The organism is Lacrimispora sp. (assembly GCF_046972725.1).
Classification (GTDB): Bacteria; Bacillota; Clostridia; order Lachnospirales; family Lachnospiraceae; genus Lacrimispora.
The window spans coordinates 1,567,107-1,581,412 of record NZ_JBKVXF010000001.1; the positions used below are offsets into that span (position 1 = coordinate 1,567,107).

The following is a 14,306-nucleotide window of genomic DNA, read 5'->3' on the forward strand; positions in this document are numbered from 1 at the left end:
ATCGAAATGTCTTATTTTCTAACGTATTCTGCCGAAGATGCAGAATACATATTAAAGCCTGCAGGATACCTTGCTGTGCTCCTGCTGCTGGCAGCCGTTTTTTTCGGATTTCAGTTCTTTTCAAAATCCCATGACAAAACAAGTTCACAAAAGACCAGGCAAATGGTCTATTGCGGAGGAGCCATGGCACTGTCTCTGGTGACTTCCTTTATTAAATTTGCCTCTCTTCCTTACGGCGGCTCCATCACCTTGTTTTCCATGATGTTCATCTGCCTGATCGGTTATGTGTATGGATTAAAGACCGGAATCATGACCGGTGTCGCCTATGGGATCCTGCAGTTTATTATGGGACCTTATATCTATGCTCCGGTACAGGTATTGCTTGATTATCCGCTGGCCTTCGGTGCCCTGGGACTATCGGGCCTGTTTTCCAATAAAAAGCATGGTCTGGTTATCGGTTACATCACAGGCGTGCTGGGACGGTATGCATTTCATGTGATTTCCGGTTATGTGTTTTTTGCCTCTTATACACCGGAAGGCACCAACGCCCTGCTTTATACCCTGGGTTACAACGCCACATATATTATTCCGGAATTAATACTGACAGTCATCATCTTATATATGCCTCCTGTCTGGAAAGCCATCGGACAGGTGAAACGCCAGGCTGTCAACGAAGTGTAAAACCAATAGCCGCTTACCGCTGTGATCTGTTGAATCTCAGCGTGTAAGCGGCTGTTTTTATTCCAGAAAACTTATAAATCCTGCTGCCAAAATATCACAGAGTCTTTTTTATTTTCCTCCCGTATAAACGGATTGCCGTAAAAAGGGCACCCAGGCCGCAGATCAGGGCAGCAATCACATATACGCCTTTCATTCCATAGATAAAAATATCATCCCGCCCCTCAATGTAATTGGTCACTTCATAGCCGATCTTAGCACTCATCCGGCTGTAAAGAATTAAAACTGCAAAGGACACCCCGCTGATCATTCCCAGATTCCTGATCAGGGCATTGACGCTGCCGCAGATTCCCAGCATGTTTTTTGGGGCCGTTGACATGGTAAGGGAGTTGTTGGGAGATTGGAACAATCCGTTCCCAACGGACATAATGGCCAGATATCCGATGAGGAACTTTATATCTGATGTCTCCGTCAGGGTTGACATCAGCCCCAGACCGGTTCCCGTAAGAATCAGACCGAAAAAGGTCAGAATCTCAGATCCGATCTTATCGGATAGATGACCGCTTACCGGCGCTACCACAGCCAGGATAACCGGAGATACCATTAAGATGATCCCTGTCACTGCCGGAGAATACTTAAGAGTATTCTGCAGATAGAACGGCAGGATGATGGTGGAACTGCTGATTGCCACAAAGGAGAGAAAGGCGCAAAAAATACTGATGGAGAACAGACTGTTCTGAAACAGCTTCAAAGGCAGAAGGGGGATCTCTGTTTTTTTCTCCAGCAATAAAAACAGGAGAAAGGAACCCGCAAATAAAACCATTCCTCCCACAATCACCGGATTTCCATAGCCATAATTTTTCCCAAGGATCATTGACAGGAACAAAGACGCAATGGATATACAAAACAGGATGGCGCCCTTTACGTCAAAAGGTTCTGCTGTACTCTTTTTTGTAACAGGAAGTATTTTCATTCCCAAAATAAACACGAAAATTCCAATCGGCACGTTAATTAAAAAAATATATTCCCAGGCAAAGGAGTGAATGATGAATCCCCCTAAAGGCGGACCTGCCATGGAGCCCAGTGCCACAGAGGTACCGGATATGCCAAGGGCTTTGCCCCTTTCATGAACGGGAAAGACCTGGGTGATGATTCCCTGGTTGGTTCCCATGGCCGCCGCCGCTCCAAGTGCCTGTATTCCGCGGGACACAATCAGCTGGAGAAAAGTATGGGATATCCCGCATAATAAAGAGCCAAGGGTGAATATGAGAACGCCGTACAGGAATATACGGGTCTTTCCAAAGATATCACCCAGGCGTCCGAAAATCAGTATGGTTCCTACCACCACCAGCAGATAAACCGTCACTACCCAGGCAATCGCTTCTGAACTGACGGAAAGAAGCCGGGACATCTGTGGCAGGGCCACATTGACAATACTGCTGTCCAGCGTTGCCATAAAGGTAAGCAAAACCACATTCAGCAAAATCAGCATTCGGTTATTATATACATTTTCGTTTGTCTGTTCCATATTTATCTCCATTCCTCTTTCTGTACGCCCCGAAGACGCTTTGCTTCCTGTAAAACAATATCCAGCATCCGTAAAAGTTCTTCCTTTTCTTTTTCCTCAAGACCTGAGGTGATGGCATTGTTCCAGACGGATAACTCCCTCCGGATATCCGGGATCATATGTCTGCCCTTTTCTGTCAGATAAAGCTTATAGGCTCTTGCATCTTCCTGATCCGCCTCTTTTTTTACGTATCCCATCTGAATCAGTTTTTTCAGTTCCCTTGCTGACATGGCCTTGTCCACATTCAGCTCCCGGCTTATCTCATTCTGATTGATCCCGCCGCGGTTATATAAGGTCAGTAGATAGGGACAGCTGCCGCTGCTTAATCCATAAGGCTTTAACATCTCACTGGTAAATGCCTGAGTGCACCGGTAAATGCCGCCGGTATATTTACTCAGCTTTCTATGCGCTTCTTTCATGTTTCTCCTTTCATTGTTTCTCCTTTTCCCTGTTTTATTACAGGAAAATCGTACGCAGGCTATTATATTTTAAAATAGTTGATAAGTCAACTATAAATATGCCCCGAATCAGTATAATCACAATAGCACGTACTCCGGGAATATACTAAAATAAAAAGCTATAAAAGGAGAATTTATGAAAACTCAGGTGGAACCCTTAAAAAGCATGGAAACGCTGTATGAGGAGGCTGCCGGCAACAGCCGCAATTATAAAATATATGATGAAATGGGGAAATATTATCAGAAAGAAGGAAATTTAAAGAGAGCTTATCTGTGCTGTGTTCACAGCCATTTTCTCTGCGACAGAGAGGAAGAGGCTATCTTGTTGTCTGAGCAGATTGAAACACTTAAGAAGAAATTGAAAAATGAAATCCCGTCGGTGACCATTATGATTCCTTCCGTAGCGGTACCGGCACAGATGGAAGCCATTTTAAATGCCAGTCTTGCCCTAAAGGAGGACTGCGAAACGGTGATAATTCTCGATACGGAAGAATCTGAGGAGGTCACCAGCCAGCTTCTTGAAAATCAAGAGATAACGGTAGTTTCTGTAAAAGGTCTGTCTCCTCATGCAGCTTATGAAAAAGCGGCAGCCATGGCCGGGGAAACGGATGACCTTTTACTTCTTGACCGGGGCTCCGCTCTCTTAAGCCATGCCTTATTCAATCTCCGCATGTCCCTTTATAAAGATGAAGAAACCGGTGCAGCCAATGCTGTTACCAACGGCCCTGCTCAGGGACTGACGGAATTTGTCACTCCGATCCGGCGGGCAGACGGCTATGCCATCGAACACAATCTTCCCGGAGACCGTCACATGGACCCGACCCTGATTCCCACCTGCGGGTCTCTTTTAATAAGAAGGGACTGCTGGGATAAAGTAAATGGATTTGATGATTCCTTCTTAACTTTGGAAGTGGCACAAAAGGATTTAAGCTTTCAGCTGCTTCAAAGCAAAAAACTGACTTATCTGTGCCATCACGCCTACGTCTATACATTGGCCCAGCCCCAGAATAACTCCGCCCGCTGGTTCGACTACAATCATTTTTATGAAAAATGGAATGTGCGTTTAAACTACTCCCTTTTCAGCCGTCCTGATATTCTGGGCCTGATTACAGACCCGCCCCAGACACCCTTAAAGATTCTTGACGTTGGCTGTGCCTGCGGAGCTTCCCTCTTATCCATAAAAAATAAATTTCCAAATGCAGACCTTCACGGCATAGAATTGGATCCCGGTTCCTGGAGTATCGCTTCCAAACTATTTCCCGTGACCCAGGGCAATGTGGAGGAAGATCTGGATTATCCTCTGGAATCCTTTGATTATATTATCTTTGGAGACGTTCTTGAGCATCTTCACCAGCCCCAGGCAGTGCTGGTCAATATGAAACGCTATTTAAAGCCAGGCGGAATGATTCTTGCCAGCATTCCAAATATCATGCATATCTCTGTGCTTGGTGATTTATTGAACGGAAACTTTACCTATCAGGACAGCGGGATCCTGGACCGGACCCATCTGCGCTTTTTTACCAAAGGGGAAATCCAGAAAATGTTTTCAAGGGCCGGATATGAGATTACAGATATGGGAAATACCAGAGTCTGGATCAGTGAAGACCAACAGAAGCTCATACAAACGCTCTGTACCATCAGCACCAGTCCGGCAGATGCATTTACGGCTTATCAGTATCTGGTAAAGGCAAAGAAGCTGTAGGAAGCATAAAAAACGCTTGAAGGGATAACTCCTTCCAAGCGTTTTTTCCTGTCTGTCATTTGTTACAGCCTGCCGCCAGCACCAGATGCTTTGCAAGCACAGCGGTTGTTACCGCACCTACTCCTCCTGGTACGGGGGTAGCCATGGAAGCAGTTCCTTCCAGGGTATCAAAATCCACATCTCCGCAGAGTTTTCCGTTCTCATCCACATTGATCCCCACATCAATCACAACGGCCCCGTTCCCAACGTAAGAGGCATCAAGCATTTTTGCCTGTCCTGCTGCTGCTATGAGTATTTCTCCGTGCCTGCAGGTCTCTTTTAGATTTACGGTGCGTGTATGGCAGATGGTTACGGTGGCATTCTCCTTTAATAAAAGCATGGAAAGGGGCCGCCCAACGACCATGCTTCTGCCTACGATGGTAACCTTCTTTCCGGCAAGAGCAATCTCATTGGCCTTCAATACCTCTACCACGGCTTCTGCGGTACACGGCGCAAAACCCGAATCATCTCCTGCGAATACCTTTGCAATGTTGATGGGGGAAATGCCATCCAAATCTTTTTTAGGATCGATCATATGCTCAATGTCTTTTTCCACGATCTGCTTTGGAAGAGGCCGTAAAAGAAGAATGCCGTCAACGTCCGGGTTCTCATTGATCTTTGAAAACTCCCTTTTAAAGTCCTGATCTGTCATATCTTCCGGAAAGGCAAAGCTTTCCGCCTCAAGACCAAAAGCTGCCATCTTTTTTAAGGCTCCCCGTTCATAGGATAAATCATCGGGACGTTCTCCCACCCTGACGATTGCCAGTTTTGGAATACGTTTTCCATTCTCCTTTAAAAGTTCTTCCACCTGTTCCTTAATCTTTTCAGACACTGCTGCTCCCTTTAATGTTATCACGGCTTTTTCTGCCTCCTTTATTCTGTCTTTAACGCCGCTTCCACCTGCGTATAAATAGCATCTGCCCTGGAAATTCCGTTCCCGGCCATGGTTTCTGCCATGGCATTCAATTCTCTTGCTTTTTCTCTCTGGACCATGGTTTTCGTGTTGATAAATACATTCATCTTTGCTCCCAGGAGAGCTGCCCGGATAAACTGTACTCCTACTCCAACATCGCTGACTGCCATCCGGCTTCCCTTATTGGCTAAGATTTCCATATAATCCAGCGCTTCCAGCGACCGTTCCATAACTGCGAGGGGTACCAGGGAAGCTGCAAGAAGATGGCCTTCCAGGATCTTTTCCTTGTTTCTTTTTTCCTCTTCCGTACCGGAAGGAAGTAAATAGGCCTCTGCCAGAGGGGCAAATACCACTGCGTCTTCCTCGGCAAGCCTTAAAAACTCCTGTTCCAAGTGGGCAAGCTTTGTGAGAATGGATTGCATCTCTTCTTCCACATCTGCGTACCTTTTTTTCCCAATGGTCAAGTTTACCACCATCTTCCCAAGAGCTGCACCAACCGCTCCTCCAAGGCCAGCCGCTCCTCCTCCGCCCGGGGTGGGGCTTTTGGAAGAAAGCTTTTCAAGAAAAGAAGAAACCGTAAGATCCTGTATCATTTGTGAATACCGCCTTTCAGACTGAATTTTTTTACATTATATAAGGCTTTTGTAAAAATTACAAGGCTATATCGTAAGATGTTTGATGGATAAGTCATCAAGTTCGGACCGAAGCCGTATGTCCGGGTATTTTGCCGCAAGGGGAGAAAAGACCTTTAAGGTTTCCTCAGCCCTTTGTTTCCAGGTCGACGGATCCACAAATTCTATGGTCCGCATATTATGAAGCCGGTCCGCCAGTGCGACAAGTGCTCCCCGGTCATCCCTGCAGGCACCAGTCTGGTTAAATTCCTTATAGGACTGTATGACCGCTTCGACTTCCTCCGGGGTCCCTCCGGCACCCCCGGCATCGTGAAGCAGTCCGGCGCACACAGTTTCTATGTCGGCTCCCATATCCGCCAGAATAATCCCGACATTTAAGGAATGGGTCACATACGCCTCGCCGGAATACCTGGTCTGCCCCTTATGGGCATCGGCGGCCAATTCGTATAAATTTCTAAGATTTTCCGGTTCAAATACGGTTCCGTTTTCTGATAATGTCCGGCAAAGCTCTGCAAAAAGCTCTTCGGGTTCCTTATAAAGCTCCATTTTCTTTAATGATAATTCCATGATTTCTCCTTTCATCGAGGCGTCACGGAAATGGAATGCTCTTAAATATACAGGGGAATAGCCAAACTGGCTGACAAATGCCTTAGTAAACCCGCCATGAGTGTCCCAGCCGTAATCCATGGCTGCGTCCAGGATCCTCCGTCCCATACGGATCTCCCTGGCCGCAGCAAACAGACGGCGCTGCTTTAGATATTCCATGGGGGATGCTCCCACCCTTTCCTTAAAACATCTGGAAAAATACCAGGGAGAGTATCCGGCCCATGCACTCAGGCGTTCTACCGATAGATCTTCTTTTAGATGCTCCTCAATATACAGGGTGCATAAAACCGCCCATTCTTCTTTTTCCATTCCGCTGCCTCCTGTTCTGGTTCCCACGTGGTAACCTGATTATAGCAGAATCAAAAGAATCCGGCTGTTCCAAATTTGCTTTTTTCAGAATATACAGAAATGATTTATGAATGCCTTTTTAATACGGTTTCCAGCTTAAGAACCATGGCATCTACATGCTCCCTGGTGATGATAAGGGGAGGAACCATACGGATCACATTGGTCCCTGCACTGATGATAACAAGCTTCTCATTCAACAATGCGTCTTCTACAATGGGCCCGGCAGGAACAGACAGCTCCAGTCCCTGGATCAGCCCTAAGCCTCGGTGGGCGGTTATGATATCATATTTCTTAAGCAGGGCCTCGGCCTGTTCCCAAAGATAATCGCCTGTTTCTTTTACATGGTCCACGATTTTTCGCTTATCAAACAGTTCCAGAACCTTTGCGGCCGCGGCTGTTACAAAGGGATTTCCGCCGTAGGTGGTTCCGTGATCGCCGGGTGACATGGCTGTGGCCGCTTTTCCATGAGCCAGAAACGCACCGATGGGAACGCCGTTTCCAAGGGCTTTTGCAGCGGTCATCACATCCGGCTTTACCCCGTATTTCTGCCATGCAAACATGGTTCCGGTACGCCCCATGCCGCACTGGATCTCATCAAGGATCAGAAGTGCGTCATGTTCGTCGCACAGCTTTCTGACTCCTTTTAAGAATTCCTCTGTGGCCGGGTAGATTCCGCCTTCTCCCTGAACGGTTTCCATAATCACTGCACAGGTCTTGTCATTCATCAGTGCTTTTACACTGTTAAGGTCATTGTACTCTGCAAAGCGGATTCCAGGGATCAGCGGCTTAAACGGTTCCTGATAATGGTCATTGCCTGTCACAGATAAAGCCCCTAAGCTTCTTCCATGGAAGGAGTGGTTCATGGCGATGATCTCATGGTCATGGCTCTTATCCTTATTATAAGCATACCTTCTGGCGATCTTTAAGGCACCTTCAATGGCTTCTGTTCCGCTGTTGGTAAAGAATACCTTATCCATGTCCGAAGCCTTTAAGATCAGCTCTCCGGCCTCCACAGCCGGAACGTTATAAAAGAGGTTGGAGGTATGGAGAAGTTTATCCACCTGTCCTTTTAAGGCTTCATCAAATTCCCGGTCATGATACCCCAGACCCATGACTGCGATTCCGGCAGCAAAGTCCAGATACTCATTCCCATCGGTATCATAAAGGTACACGCCATCCCCGTGATCAAATACCACGGGATAACGGTTATAGGTCTTATAGATTTTCTCTTCCGCTTTCTCGATATACTCCTGTTTACTCAGCATGATAATAACGCTCCTCTCCCGGACTGATAATGGCAGTTCCGATTCCTTTATTGGTAAATATCTCAAGCAGCAGACAGTGGGGGATCCGTCCATCCATGATATGTACCCTGGAAACTCCCTGGTTCATGGCATCGATGCAATTTTGAAGTTTCGGGAGCATTCCTCCCCCAAGGGTGCCGCTGTTTACAAATTTCTCTGCTTCTTCAATGGACATCTCTGAAATCAGGGAATCCTTATCCTTAAAATCCCGGTAAACGCCCTCCACATCCGTCAAAAAAGCCAGTTTTTCCGCTTCCATAGCCGTTGCAATGGCACAGGCGGCATCATCTGCATTGATGTTATAGGTTTTAAAATCCTCATCAAAGCCAACCGGGCAGATAATCGGAAGAAAATCCTTTTCCAGCAGATCATTGATGATCTGAGGATCTACTTCTGTAATATCACCCACAAAGCCGATATCCTCTCCATTGGAATAACGCTTTTTGCACTTTAACATCATGCCGTCTTTTCCGCTGATTCCCACGGCCTTGATGCCAAGTTCATTGACAAGCTGCACCAGACTTTTGTTTACCCGGTTTAAGACCATCTCAGCAATTTCCATGGTAGGCTCATCAGTAACACGAAGTCCTCCGATAAACTGTGACTCCATACCTGACTTTTCCACCCATTTGCTGATTTCTTTTCCGCCTCCATGGACAATGATGGGTTTAAAGCCAACCAGCTTTAAAAGGACCACATCCTGAATGACCTGCTTTTTCAGTTCCTCATCCACCATGGCACTGCCGCCGTATTTTACCACGATGGTCTTACGGTTAAACCTCTGGATATAAGGAAGGGCTTCAATGAGTACTTCCGCCTTTTGCATAATGCTTTGATCCAATTCCATAATTTTTTTCCTCCCTGATTCCGGTTATGAACGGTAATCTGCGTTGATTTTTACATAATCAAAGGTCAAATCGCAGCCCCATGCAGTGGCTTTTGCTTCTCCCATTTTGATATCTGCCGTGGCAGTGACTTCCGGCTCTGATAAAATCTTTGTAGCTTCTTCCTCGCTGTAGGGAAGCGCAACCCCATTTTCAATAATCTTCAGCTTTCCTGCGGCACTTTCAAAATATAAATCCACCTTCTCAGGGTCAAACTGTGCGCCCGAATAGCCCATGGCACAGAGAATCCTGCCCCAGTTGGCATCGTGACCGAAGATGGCCGCTTTGGTAAGACTGGAGGTGATTACTGATTTTGAAAGGGTCACCGCCTGTTCCTTTGTTTCCGCCCCGATGATCTTCACTTCAAACAGAGCCGTACAGCCTTCTCCGTCACCTGCCATCTTTTTTGCCAGATATTCATTGACATAATGAAGGGCTTTATAAAAGGACTGGTAATCTTCATTCTTTTCCGTGATTTCAGGATTTCCTGCCAGACCGTTGGCCAAAAGAAGAACGGTATCATTGGTGGAGGTATCCCCGTCTACGGAAATCATGTTATAGGTGTCCTTGATATCCTCACTGAGCGCTTCCTGCAGAAGTTCTTTGGAAATGGCCGCATCCGTGGTAATGAAGCTTAACATGGTACACATGTTTGGATGAATCATGCCGGAGCCTTTGCACATTCCTCCCACGGTTACGGTCTTGCCTCCTGCTGTGAACTGAACTGCAATTTCCTTCTTTACCGTATCGGTGGTCATAATAGCGGCTGCCGCCTCCGAACCGCTTTCCAAACTTTCATTCAGAACCGGCGCCATGGCTTCAATCCCTGCTTTGATGCGGTCCATGGGAAGCTGCTTTCCAATGACTCCGGTAGATGCCACAAGTACGGAATCCGAAGGGATGGAAAGACACTCTGCTGCTGCCTTTGCTGTTTCTTCACAGTACCGGTAGCCTTCTGCTCCGGTACAGGCATTGGCGATTCCCGCATTGACCACGATGGCCTTGATAAAGGGAGCATTGTCCACCATTTCCTTATCCCATTTGACCGGAGCTGCCTTTACCAGATTGGTGGTATAGGTTCCGGCCGCCTTACACGGTTCTTCACTGTATATCAGTGCCATATCTTTTCTGTCTTTATATTTGATCCCTGCCGCCGTGGAAGCTGCCTGAAATCCTGCTGCTGCAGTTACTCCTCCGCTGATCTCTTTCATATCGCTTTTCCTCCTGAATTAAATAATTGTATAACCAGCCGCATCCAGCAGCTTTAACGCATTTTCATAGTTTTCTTTCTTTACCAGTATGTAATCCGTTTGAAAAGTAGATACGGCAAATATTCCGATTCCGTTATCCGCCAGTACAGCGGAAAGTTTTGACAATATCCCAATCAGGGAAAAATCCAGGACTCCTTCTATGCGGAATGCCTGAAACCCGTCTTCCCGTTCCACCGTTTTCTCCGGAACAACCGAAGTTTCGCATACCAGAGAAAGCTCCTCATCGGTTTTTCCCAGAAACCAGAAACCGGATTCCTGCTGAAAACCGGCTAAATCAGAAAGAGCAGACAGTTTGCATACGGTAAAGTCACCGCCAACCCGCTTTAGTTTCATACCGCTTCCTCCTATTTAATAAAATTTGTTACATTTTCTATATTTAAAGAAAAATCATAATAATTCAAATCTTCCCGAAACGTAAATCCCATGTCCTGCCAGAACTTGTTCCCTACCTGATTGGACCGGAATGCAATCAGGCTTACTTTGCTGATTCCTTCCTTTTTAAGCCTTTCCAGTGCATTTAAAACCATCTGATGCCCCACGCCCTTTGTCCGGTACTCCTTAGCCACACACACGTGGTAAAAGCTGGCCCGGCGGCCGTCATGTCCGCTTAAAATAGTGCCAATGACTTTTCCGTCCTCTTCTGCTACCACACTGGTGCCGGGATTTCTTTTTAAAAACTTTTCCACCCCTTCTCTGGAATCATCAAGGGTACGGATTCCAAATCCCCTGATTCCTGACCAAAGTGCATAAACCTCTTTATAATCATTGATTGTCATCGTTCGGATTTCCATTGTCTTTCCCTCTGTAAAATTCATCTCCTGTTTCCTTATGGGAACATGGGGATCATTTTCAGTCCTTTCTGCTCCGGCAGCCCGAACAAAAGGTTCATATTCTGTACCGCCTGACCGGCCGCCCCTTTCACCAGATTGTCCATTGCGCCCATCATGACCACCCGGTTGGTTCTCTTATCAAGTTTCACGTTCACATCAACAAAATTGCTTCCCTCCACCCATTTGGTCTGAGTTGTCATATCTTCCTCCAGAACGCGTACAAAAAATTCATTTTCATAATATTTCTTATAAACTTCCCTTATCTGCGCTTCGGAAACATCCTTTTTTAAGGTTCCGTAGGCGGTAACCAGAATTCCCCGGTTCATGGGAACCAGATGAGGGGTAAAACTGATGGTGACCGGCATTCCTGCGCCGTAGGACAACTGTTCCTCGATCTCCGGCGTATGGCGGTGGCCCCCCACTCCATAGGCTTTCATGTTTTCATTGACTTCACAGAAAAGATTATCCACCTTCGCCCCTCTTCCTGCGCCGGAAGTCCCTGATTTGGCATCAATGATAATACTGTCCGGTTCCAGAAGTCCTTCCTTTAACAAAGGATTGACGGATAAGATGGAGCAGGTAGGATAGCATCCCGGATTGGCTATAAGCCTTGCAGTTTTGATGGCTTCTCTGTTGAGCTCCGGAAGGCCGTAAACTGCTTCCTTTATATATTGAGGTGTTTTATGCACCATTTTATACCATTCTTCATAGACCGCCACGTCCTTGATCCGGTAATCGGCACTTAAATCAATCACTTTTGTCCTGGATAAGATATCATCATTAAGCAGAGAGGCCAGAAACCCCTGGGGTGTTGCTGTGAAGATCACGTCTGCCTTATCTGCCAGTGCTTCTATATTATCATCCAGACAGGTATCCTCTGATATCTGGAACATGTTCTGATAAATGGAAGCATATTTCTGACCCACATAACTTTTGGAGCCATACCAAATGATCTCCACATCATCTCTCTGAAGTAACAGCCTTGCAAGTTCTCCGCCTGCATATCCGGTTGATCCAATGATTCCTGCCTTTATCATAAACATCTCTCCTTTTCCTGTCTTTGGTTACTTTCATTCTTTACTTTTGGGAGCATAACCATACGCTTGCTTCCGATAGTTCATAATTATACATCCCATCTGCATATTATGCAAGTTCTTTTTATATTTTTCATTTTACTCTTGCATTTGGCCCTGTTTTGGTGTATATTTATGAAAGTTCAACCGATAAATATACAATTAAGGTAGAGGAGGATTCATCAATGAAAGAAAAAGTTATTTTAGCCTATTCCGGCGGTCTGGACACTACGGCAATTATCCCGTGGTTAAAGGAACATTTTGATTATGAAGTGATCTGCTGCTGCATCGACTGCGGACAGGGGAACGAATTAGACGGTCTGGAAGAAAGAGCCAAATTATCCGGCGCTTCTAAATTATATATTGAAGATCTTGTGGATGATTTTTGTGATAACTACATTGTTCCCTGTGTGCAGGCCAATGCCGTTTACGAGAACAAATATCTGCTTGGAACTTCTATGGCACGTCCTGCCATTGCAAAAAGACTGGTTGAGATAGCCAGAAAAGAAGGCGCTGCTGCCATCTGTCACGGAGCCACCGGAAAGGGCAATGACCAGATCCGTTTTGAGCTTGGGATCAAGGCACTTGCACCGGACTTAAAGATCATCGCTCCATGGCGTATGACCGATATTTGGACCATGCAGTCCAGAGAAGACGAAATTGAGTACTGCAAGCAGCACGGAATCGATCTTCCTTTCTCTGCTGACAGCAGCTACAGCCGTGACCGCAACTTATGGCACATCAGCCACGAAGGTCTGGAACTGGAAGACCCGGCCAGCGAGCCTGATTATGACCACTTATTAGTACTTGGCGTTTCTCCGGAAAAAGCACCAGATGAGGGAGAATACGTGACCATGACCTTTGAAAAGGGAATTCCGGTGAGTGTAAACGGCAAAAAGATGAAGGTATCTGATATCATCACCACCTTAAATGAACTGGGCGGAAAGCATGGCATCGGAATCATCGATATCGTAGAAAACCGTGTGGTCGGTATGAAATCCAGAGGCGTTTATGAGACTCCCGGCGGAACCATTCTCTTAGAGGCTCACCAGCAGCTGGAGGAGCTTGTGTTAGACCGGGCTACCATGGAAGTAAAGAAAGACATGGGAAACAAGTTCGCTCAGATCGTTTACGAAGGAAAGTGGTTCACTCCTCTTCGGGAAGCAATCCAGGCCTTTGTGACCTCTACACAGGAATATGTGACCGGTGAAGTGAAATTCAAACTTTATAAAGGAAATATCATCAAAGCCGGAACCACTTCTCCCTACTCCTTATACAGTGAATCCCTGGCTTCCTTTACCACCGGTGACCTTTATGACCACCACGATGCAGACGGATTTATCACTCTGTTCGGCCTTCCCTTAAAGGTTCGCGCCATGAAGATGCAGGAAGCGGAGAAAAATAAATAAGGTGTATTTGATAAGTAACATTTCATAGAAACTATGGAATTAAACAGAACGCATTCGGAATAAATTCTGAATGCGTTCTGTTTGATTGGTTCTTACACCTTTGTTATTTATTTTGCAAGTTCATTTAAAGCATCTCCCGTAACCCGGTAAACCGTCCATTCATCCATGGGCTTTGCACCCATGGAACGGTAAAACTCAATGCTTTTGGTATTCCAGTCCAGACAGGACCACTCCAGTCTTCCGCAGCCTCGTTCCACTGCAATGGAGCCCAGCTTTTTGATCAGAGCTTTTCCCAGTCCATGTCCCCGGTACTCTGGTGTCACATATAAGTCTTCCAGATAGATTCCGGCTCTGCCCAGGAATGTGGAGAAATTATGGAAGAACAGAGCATATCCGACTTCCTTCCCATCGGCCTGCACAAAGATAACTTCCGCCTTTTTCTTTTCAAAGATCCATTCTTCTATACTTTCCTCGGTTGCAACAACCTCATCAAGCAGCTTTTCATAAACCGCAAGTTCCCTGACAAAATAAAGAATCAATCCGGCATCCTTTTTTTCCGCATAACGATATGTGATGTCCATTATATTTCCTC

Annotated in this window: 15 protein-coding genes; 3 read left to right on the top strand and 12 right to left on the bottom strand. The window is 46.1% G+C overall.

Going from position 1 to position 14,306, the window contains the following annotated elements:
* Window positions 1–6: 6 nt before the first annotated feature.
* Window positions 7–681: an energy-coupled thiamine transporter ThiT gene (gene thiT, locus ACLTWA_RS07485; protein WP_412326989.1), complete on the top strand. Its 675-nt coding sequence runs from the start codon at window positions 7–9 to the stop codon at window positions 679–681.
* A gap of 94 nt (window positions 682–775) precedes the next feature.
* On the opposite strand, the gene ACLTWA_RS07490 is transcribed toward thiT, so the two are convergent.
* Window positions 776–2,206 (bottom strand): MFS transporter, encoded by a 1,431-nt coding sequence (locus tag ACLTWA_RS07490; protein ID WP_412326990.1) that lies wholly within the window; start codon window positions 2,204–2,206, stop codon window positions 776–778.
* Window positions 2,207–2,208: 2 nt separating this feature from the next.
* On the bottom strand, window positions 2,209–2,664 hold the full coding sequence (locus tag ACLTWA_RS07495) for a MarR family winged helix-turn-helix transcriptional regulator (protein WP_412326991.1): 456 nt from the start codon (window positions 2,662–2,664) through the stop codon (window positions 2,209–2,211).
* A 175-nt stretch (window positions 2,665–2,839) separates the two neighbouring features.
* Here ACLTWA_RS07495 and ACLTWA_RS07500 point away from each other — a divergent pair, with 175 nt between their 5' ends.
* Entirely contained in the window at window positions 2,840–4,405 is a 1,566-nt protein-coding gene (locus tag ACLTWA_RS07500; RefSeq protein ID WP_412326992.1) for a methyltransferase domain-containing protein, read from the top strand.
* Between the two features lie 55 nt (window positions 4,406–4,460).
* Here ACLTWA_RS07500 and ACLTWA_RS07505 read toward each other — a convergent pair whose 3' ends face one another.
* The 9 genes from ACLTWA_RS07505 to argC all read right to left on the bottom strand — a co-directional run bounded on the left by ACLTWA_RS07505 (window position 4,461) and on the right by argC (window position 12,269).
* Complete coding sequence (locus ACLTWA_RS07505) at window positions 4,461–5,300, bottom strand: bifunctional 5,10-methylenetetrahydrofolate dehydrogenase/5,10-methenyltetrahydrofolate cyclohydrolase (RefSeq protein WP_412326993.1); 840 nt, start codon at window positions 5,298–5,300, stop codon at window positions 4,461–4,463.
* Between the two features lie 17 nt (window positions 5,301–5,317).
* Entirely contained in the window at window positions 5,318–5,950 is a 633-nt protein-coding gene (locus tag ACLTWA_RS07510) for a cyclodeaminase/cyclohydrolase family protein (RefSeq protein WP_412326994.1), read from the bottom strand.
* Between the two features lie 66 nt (window positions 5,951–6,016).
* Complete coding sequence (locus ACLTWA_RS07515; protein WP_412326995.1) at window positions 6,017–6,904, bottom strand: HD domain-containing protein; 888 nt, start codon at window positions 6,902–6,904, stop codon at window positions 6,017–6,019.
* A gap of 104 nt (window positions 6,905–7,008) precedes the next feature.
* On the bottom strand, window positions 7,009–8,205 hold the full coding sequence (locus tag ACLTWA_RS07520) for an aspartate aminotransferase family protein (protein ID WP_412327200.1): 1,197 nt from the start codon (window positions 8,203–8,205) through the stop codon (window positions 7,009–7,011).
* A complete protein-coding gene (gene argB / locus ACLTWA_RS07525; RefSeq protein ID WP_412326996.1) occupies window positions 8,198–9,094 on the bottom strand; it encodes an acetylglutamate kinase in 897 nt (298 codons plus the stop codon). The genes ACLTWA_RS07520 and argB overlap by 8 nt, the downstream gene beginning before the upstream one ends.
* Before the next feature lie 24 nt (window positions 9,095–9,118).
* On the bottom strand, window positions 9,119–10,342 hold the full coding sequence (gene argJ, locus ACLTWA_RS07530) for a bifunctional glutamate N-acetyltransferase/amino-acid acetyltransferase ArgJ (protein WP_412326997.1): 1,224 nt from the start codon (window positions 10,340–10,342) through the stop codon (window positions 9,119–9,121).
* Between the two features lie 18 nt (window positions 10,343–10,360).
* Window positions 10,361–10,735, bottom strand: coding sequence for an ACT domain-containing protein (locus tag ACLTWA_RS07535; protein ID WP_412326998.1), 375 nt, complete (start codon window positions 10,733–10,735; stop codon window positions 10,361–10,363).
* A gap of 11 nt (window positions 10,736–10,746) precedes the next feature.
* Window positions 10,747–11,217 carry a GNAT family N-acetyltransferase gene (locus ACLTWA_RS07540; RefSeq protein ID WP_412326999.1) on the bottom strand — a complete coding sequence of 157 codons (471 nt, stop codon included), beginning with the start codon at window positions 11,215–11,217 and terminating at the stop codon, window positions 10,747–10,749.
* A gap of 11 nt (window positions 11,218–11,228) precedes the next feature.
* Window positions 11,229–12,269: an N-acetyl-gamma-glutamyl-phosphate reductase gene (gene argC / locus ACLTWA_RS07545; protein WP_412327000.1), complete on the bottom strand. Its 1,041-nt coding sequence runs from the start codon at window positions 12,267–12,269 to the stop codon at window positions 11,229–11,231.
* A gap of 221 nt (window positions 12,270–12,490) precedes the next feature.
* Between argC and ACLTWA_RS07550 the strand changes: the two genes are divergently transcribed.
* Window positions 12,491–13,714, top strand: a complete 1,224-nt coding sequence (locus ACLTWA_RS07550) for an argininosuccinate synthase (RefSeq protein ID WP_412327001.1) — start codon at window positions 12,491–12,493, stop codon at window positions 13,712–13,714.
* 107 nt (window positions 13,715–13,821) lie between these two features.
* Here ACLTWA_RS07550 and ACLTWA_RS07555 read toward each other — a convergent pair whose 3' ends face one another.
* On the bottom strand, window positions 13,822–14,295 hold the full coding sequence (locus ACLTWA_RS07555; protein ID WP_412327002.1) for an N-acetyltransferase family protein: 474 nt from the start codon (window positions 14,293–14,295) through the stop codon (window positions 13,822–13,824).
* Window positions 14,296–14,306: the final 11 nt, after the last annotated feature.

What these genes read in the sequence shown, in the direction of transcription:
- argC (WP_412327000.1), bottom strand. Translation starts at nt 12,269, where the DNA reads ATGATAAAGGCAGGAATCATTGGATCAACCGGATATGCAGGCGGAGAA.
- ACLTWA_RS07555 (WP_412327002.1), bottom strand. Translation starts at nt 14,295, where the DNA reads ATGGACATCACATATCGTTATGCGGAAAAAAAGGATGCCGGATTGATT.
- ACLTWA_RS07490 (WP_412326990.1), bottom strand. Translation starts at nt 2,206, where the DNA reads ATGGAACAGACAAACGAAAATGTATATAATAACCGAATGCTGATTTTG.
- ACLTWA_RS07510 (WP_412326994.1), bottom strand. Translation starts at nt 5,950, where the DNA reads ATGATACAGGATCTTACGGTTTCTTCTTTTCTTGAAAAGCTTTCTTCC.
- ACLTWA_RS07550 (WP_412327001.1), top strand. Translation starts at nt 12,491, where the DNA reads ATGAAAGAAAAAGTTATTTTAGCCTATTCCGGCGGTCTGGACACTACG.
- ACLTWA_RS07495 (WP_412326991.1), bottom strand. Translation starts at nt 2,664, where the DNA reads ATGAAAGAAGCGCATAGAAAGCTGAGTAAATATACCGGCGGCATTTAC.
- argB (WP_412326996.1), bottom strand. Translation starts at nt 9,094, where the DNA reads ATGGAATTGGATCAAAGCATTATGCAAAAGGCGGAAGTACTCATTGAA.
- argJ (WP_412326997.1), bottom strand. Translation starts at nt 10,342, where the DNA reads ATGAAAGAGATCAGCGGAGGAGTAACTGCAGCAGCAGGATTTCAGGCA.
- ACLTWA_RS07500 (WP_412326992.1), top strand. Translation starts at nt 2,840, where the DNA reads ATGAAAACTCAGGTGGAACCCTTAAAAAGCATGGAAACGCTGTATGAG.
- thiT (WP_412326989.1), top strand. Translation starts at nt 7, where the DNA reads ATGTCTTATTTTCTAACGTATTCTGCCGAAGATGCAGAATACATATTA.
- ACLTWA_RS07515 (WP_412326995.1), bottom strand. Translation starts at nt 6,904, where the DNA reads ATGGAAAAAGAAGAATGGGCGGTTTTATGCACCCTGTATATTGAGGAG.
- ACLTWA_RS07540 (WP_412326999.1), bottom strand. Translation starts at nt 11,217, where the DNA reads ATGAATTTTACAGAGGGAAAGACAATGGAAATCCGAACGATGACAATC.
- ACLTWA_RS07535 (WP_412326998.1), bottom strand. Translation starts at nt 10,735, where the DNA reads ATGAAACTAAAGCGGGTTGGCGGTGACTTTACCGTATGCAAACTGTCT.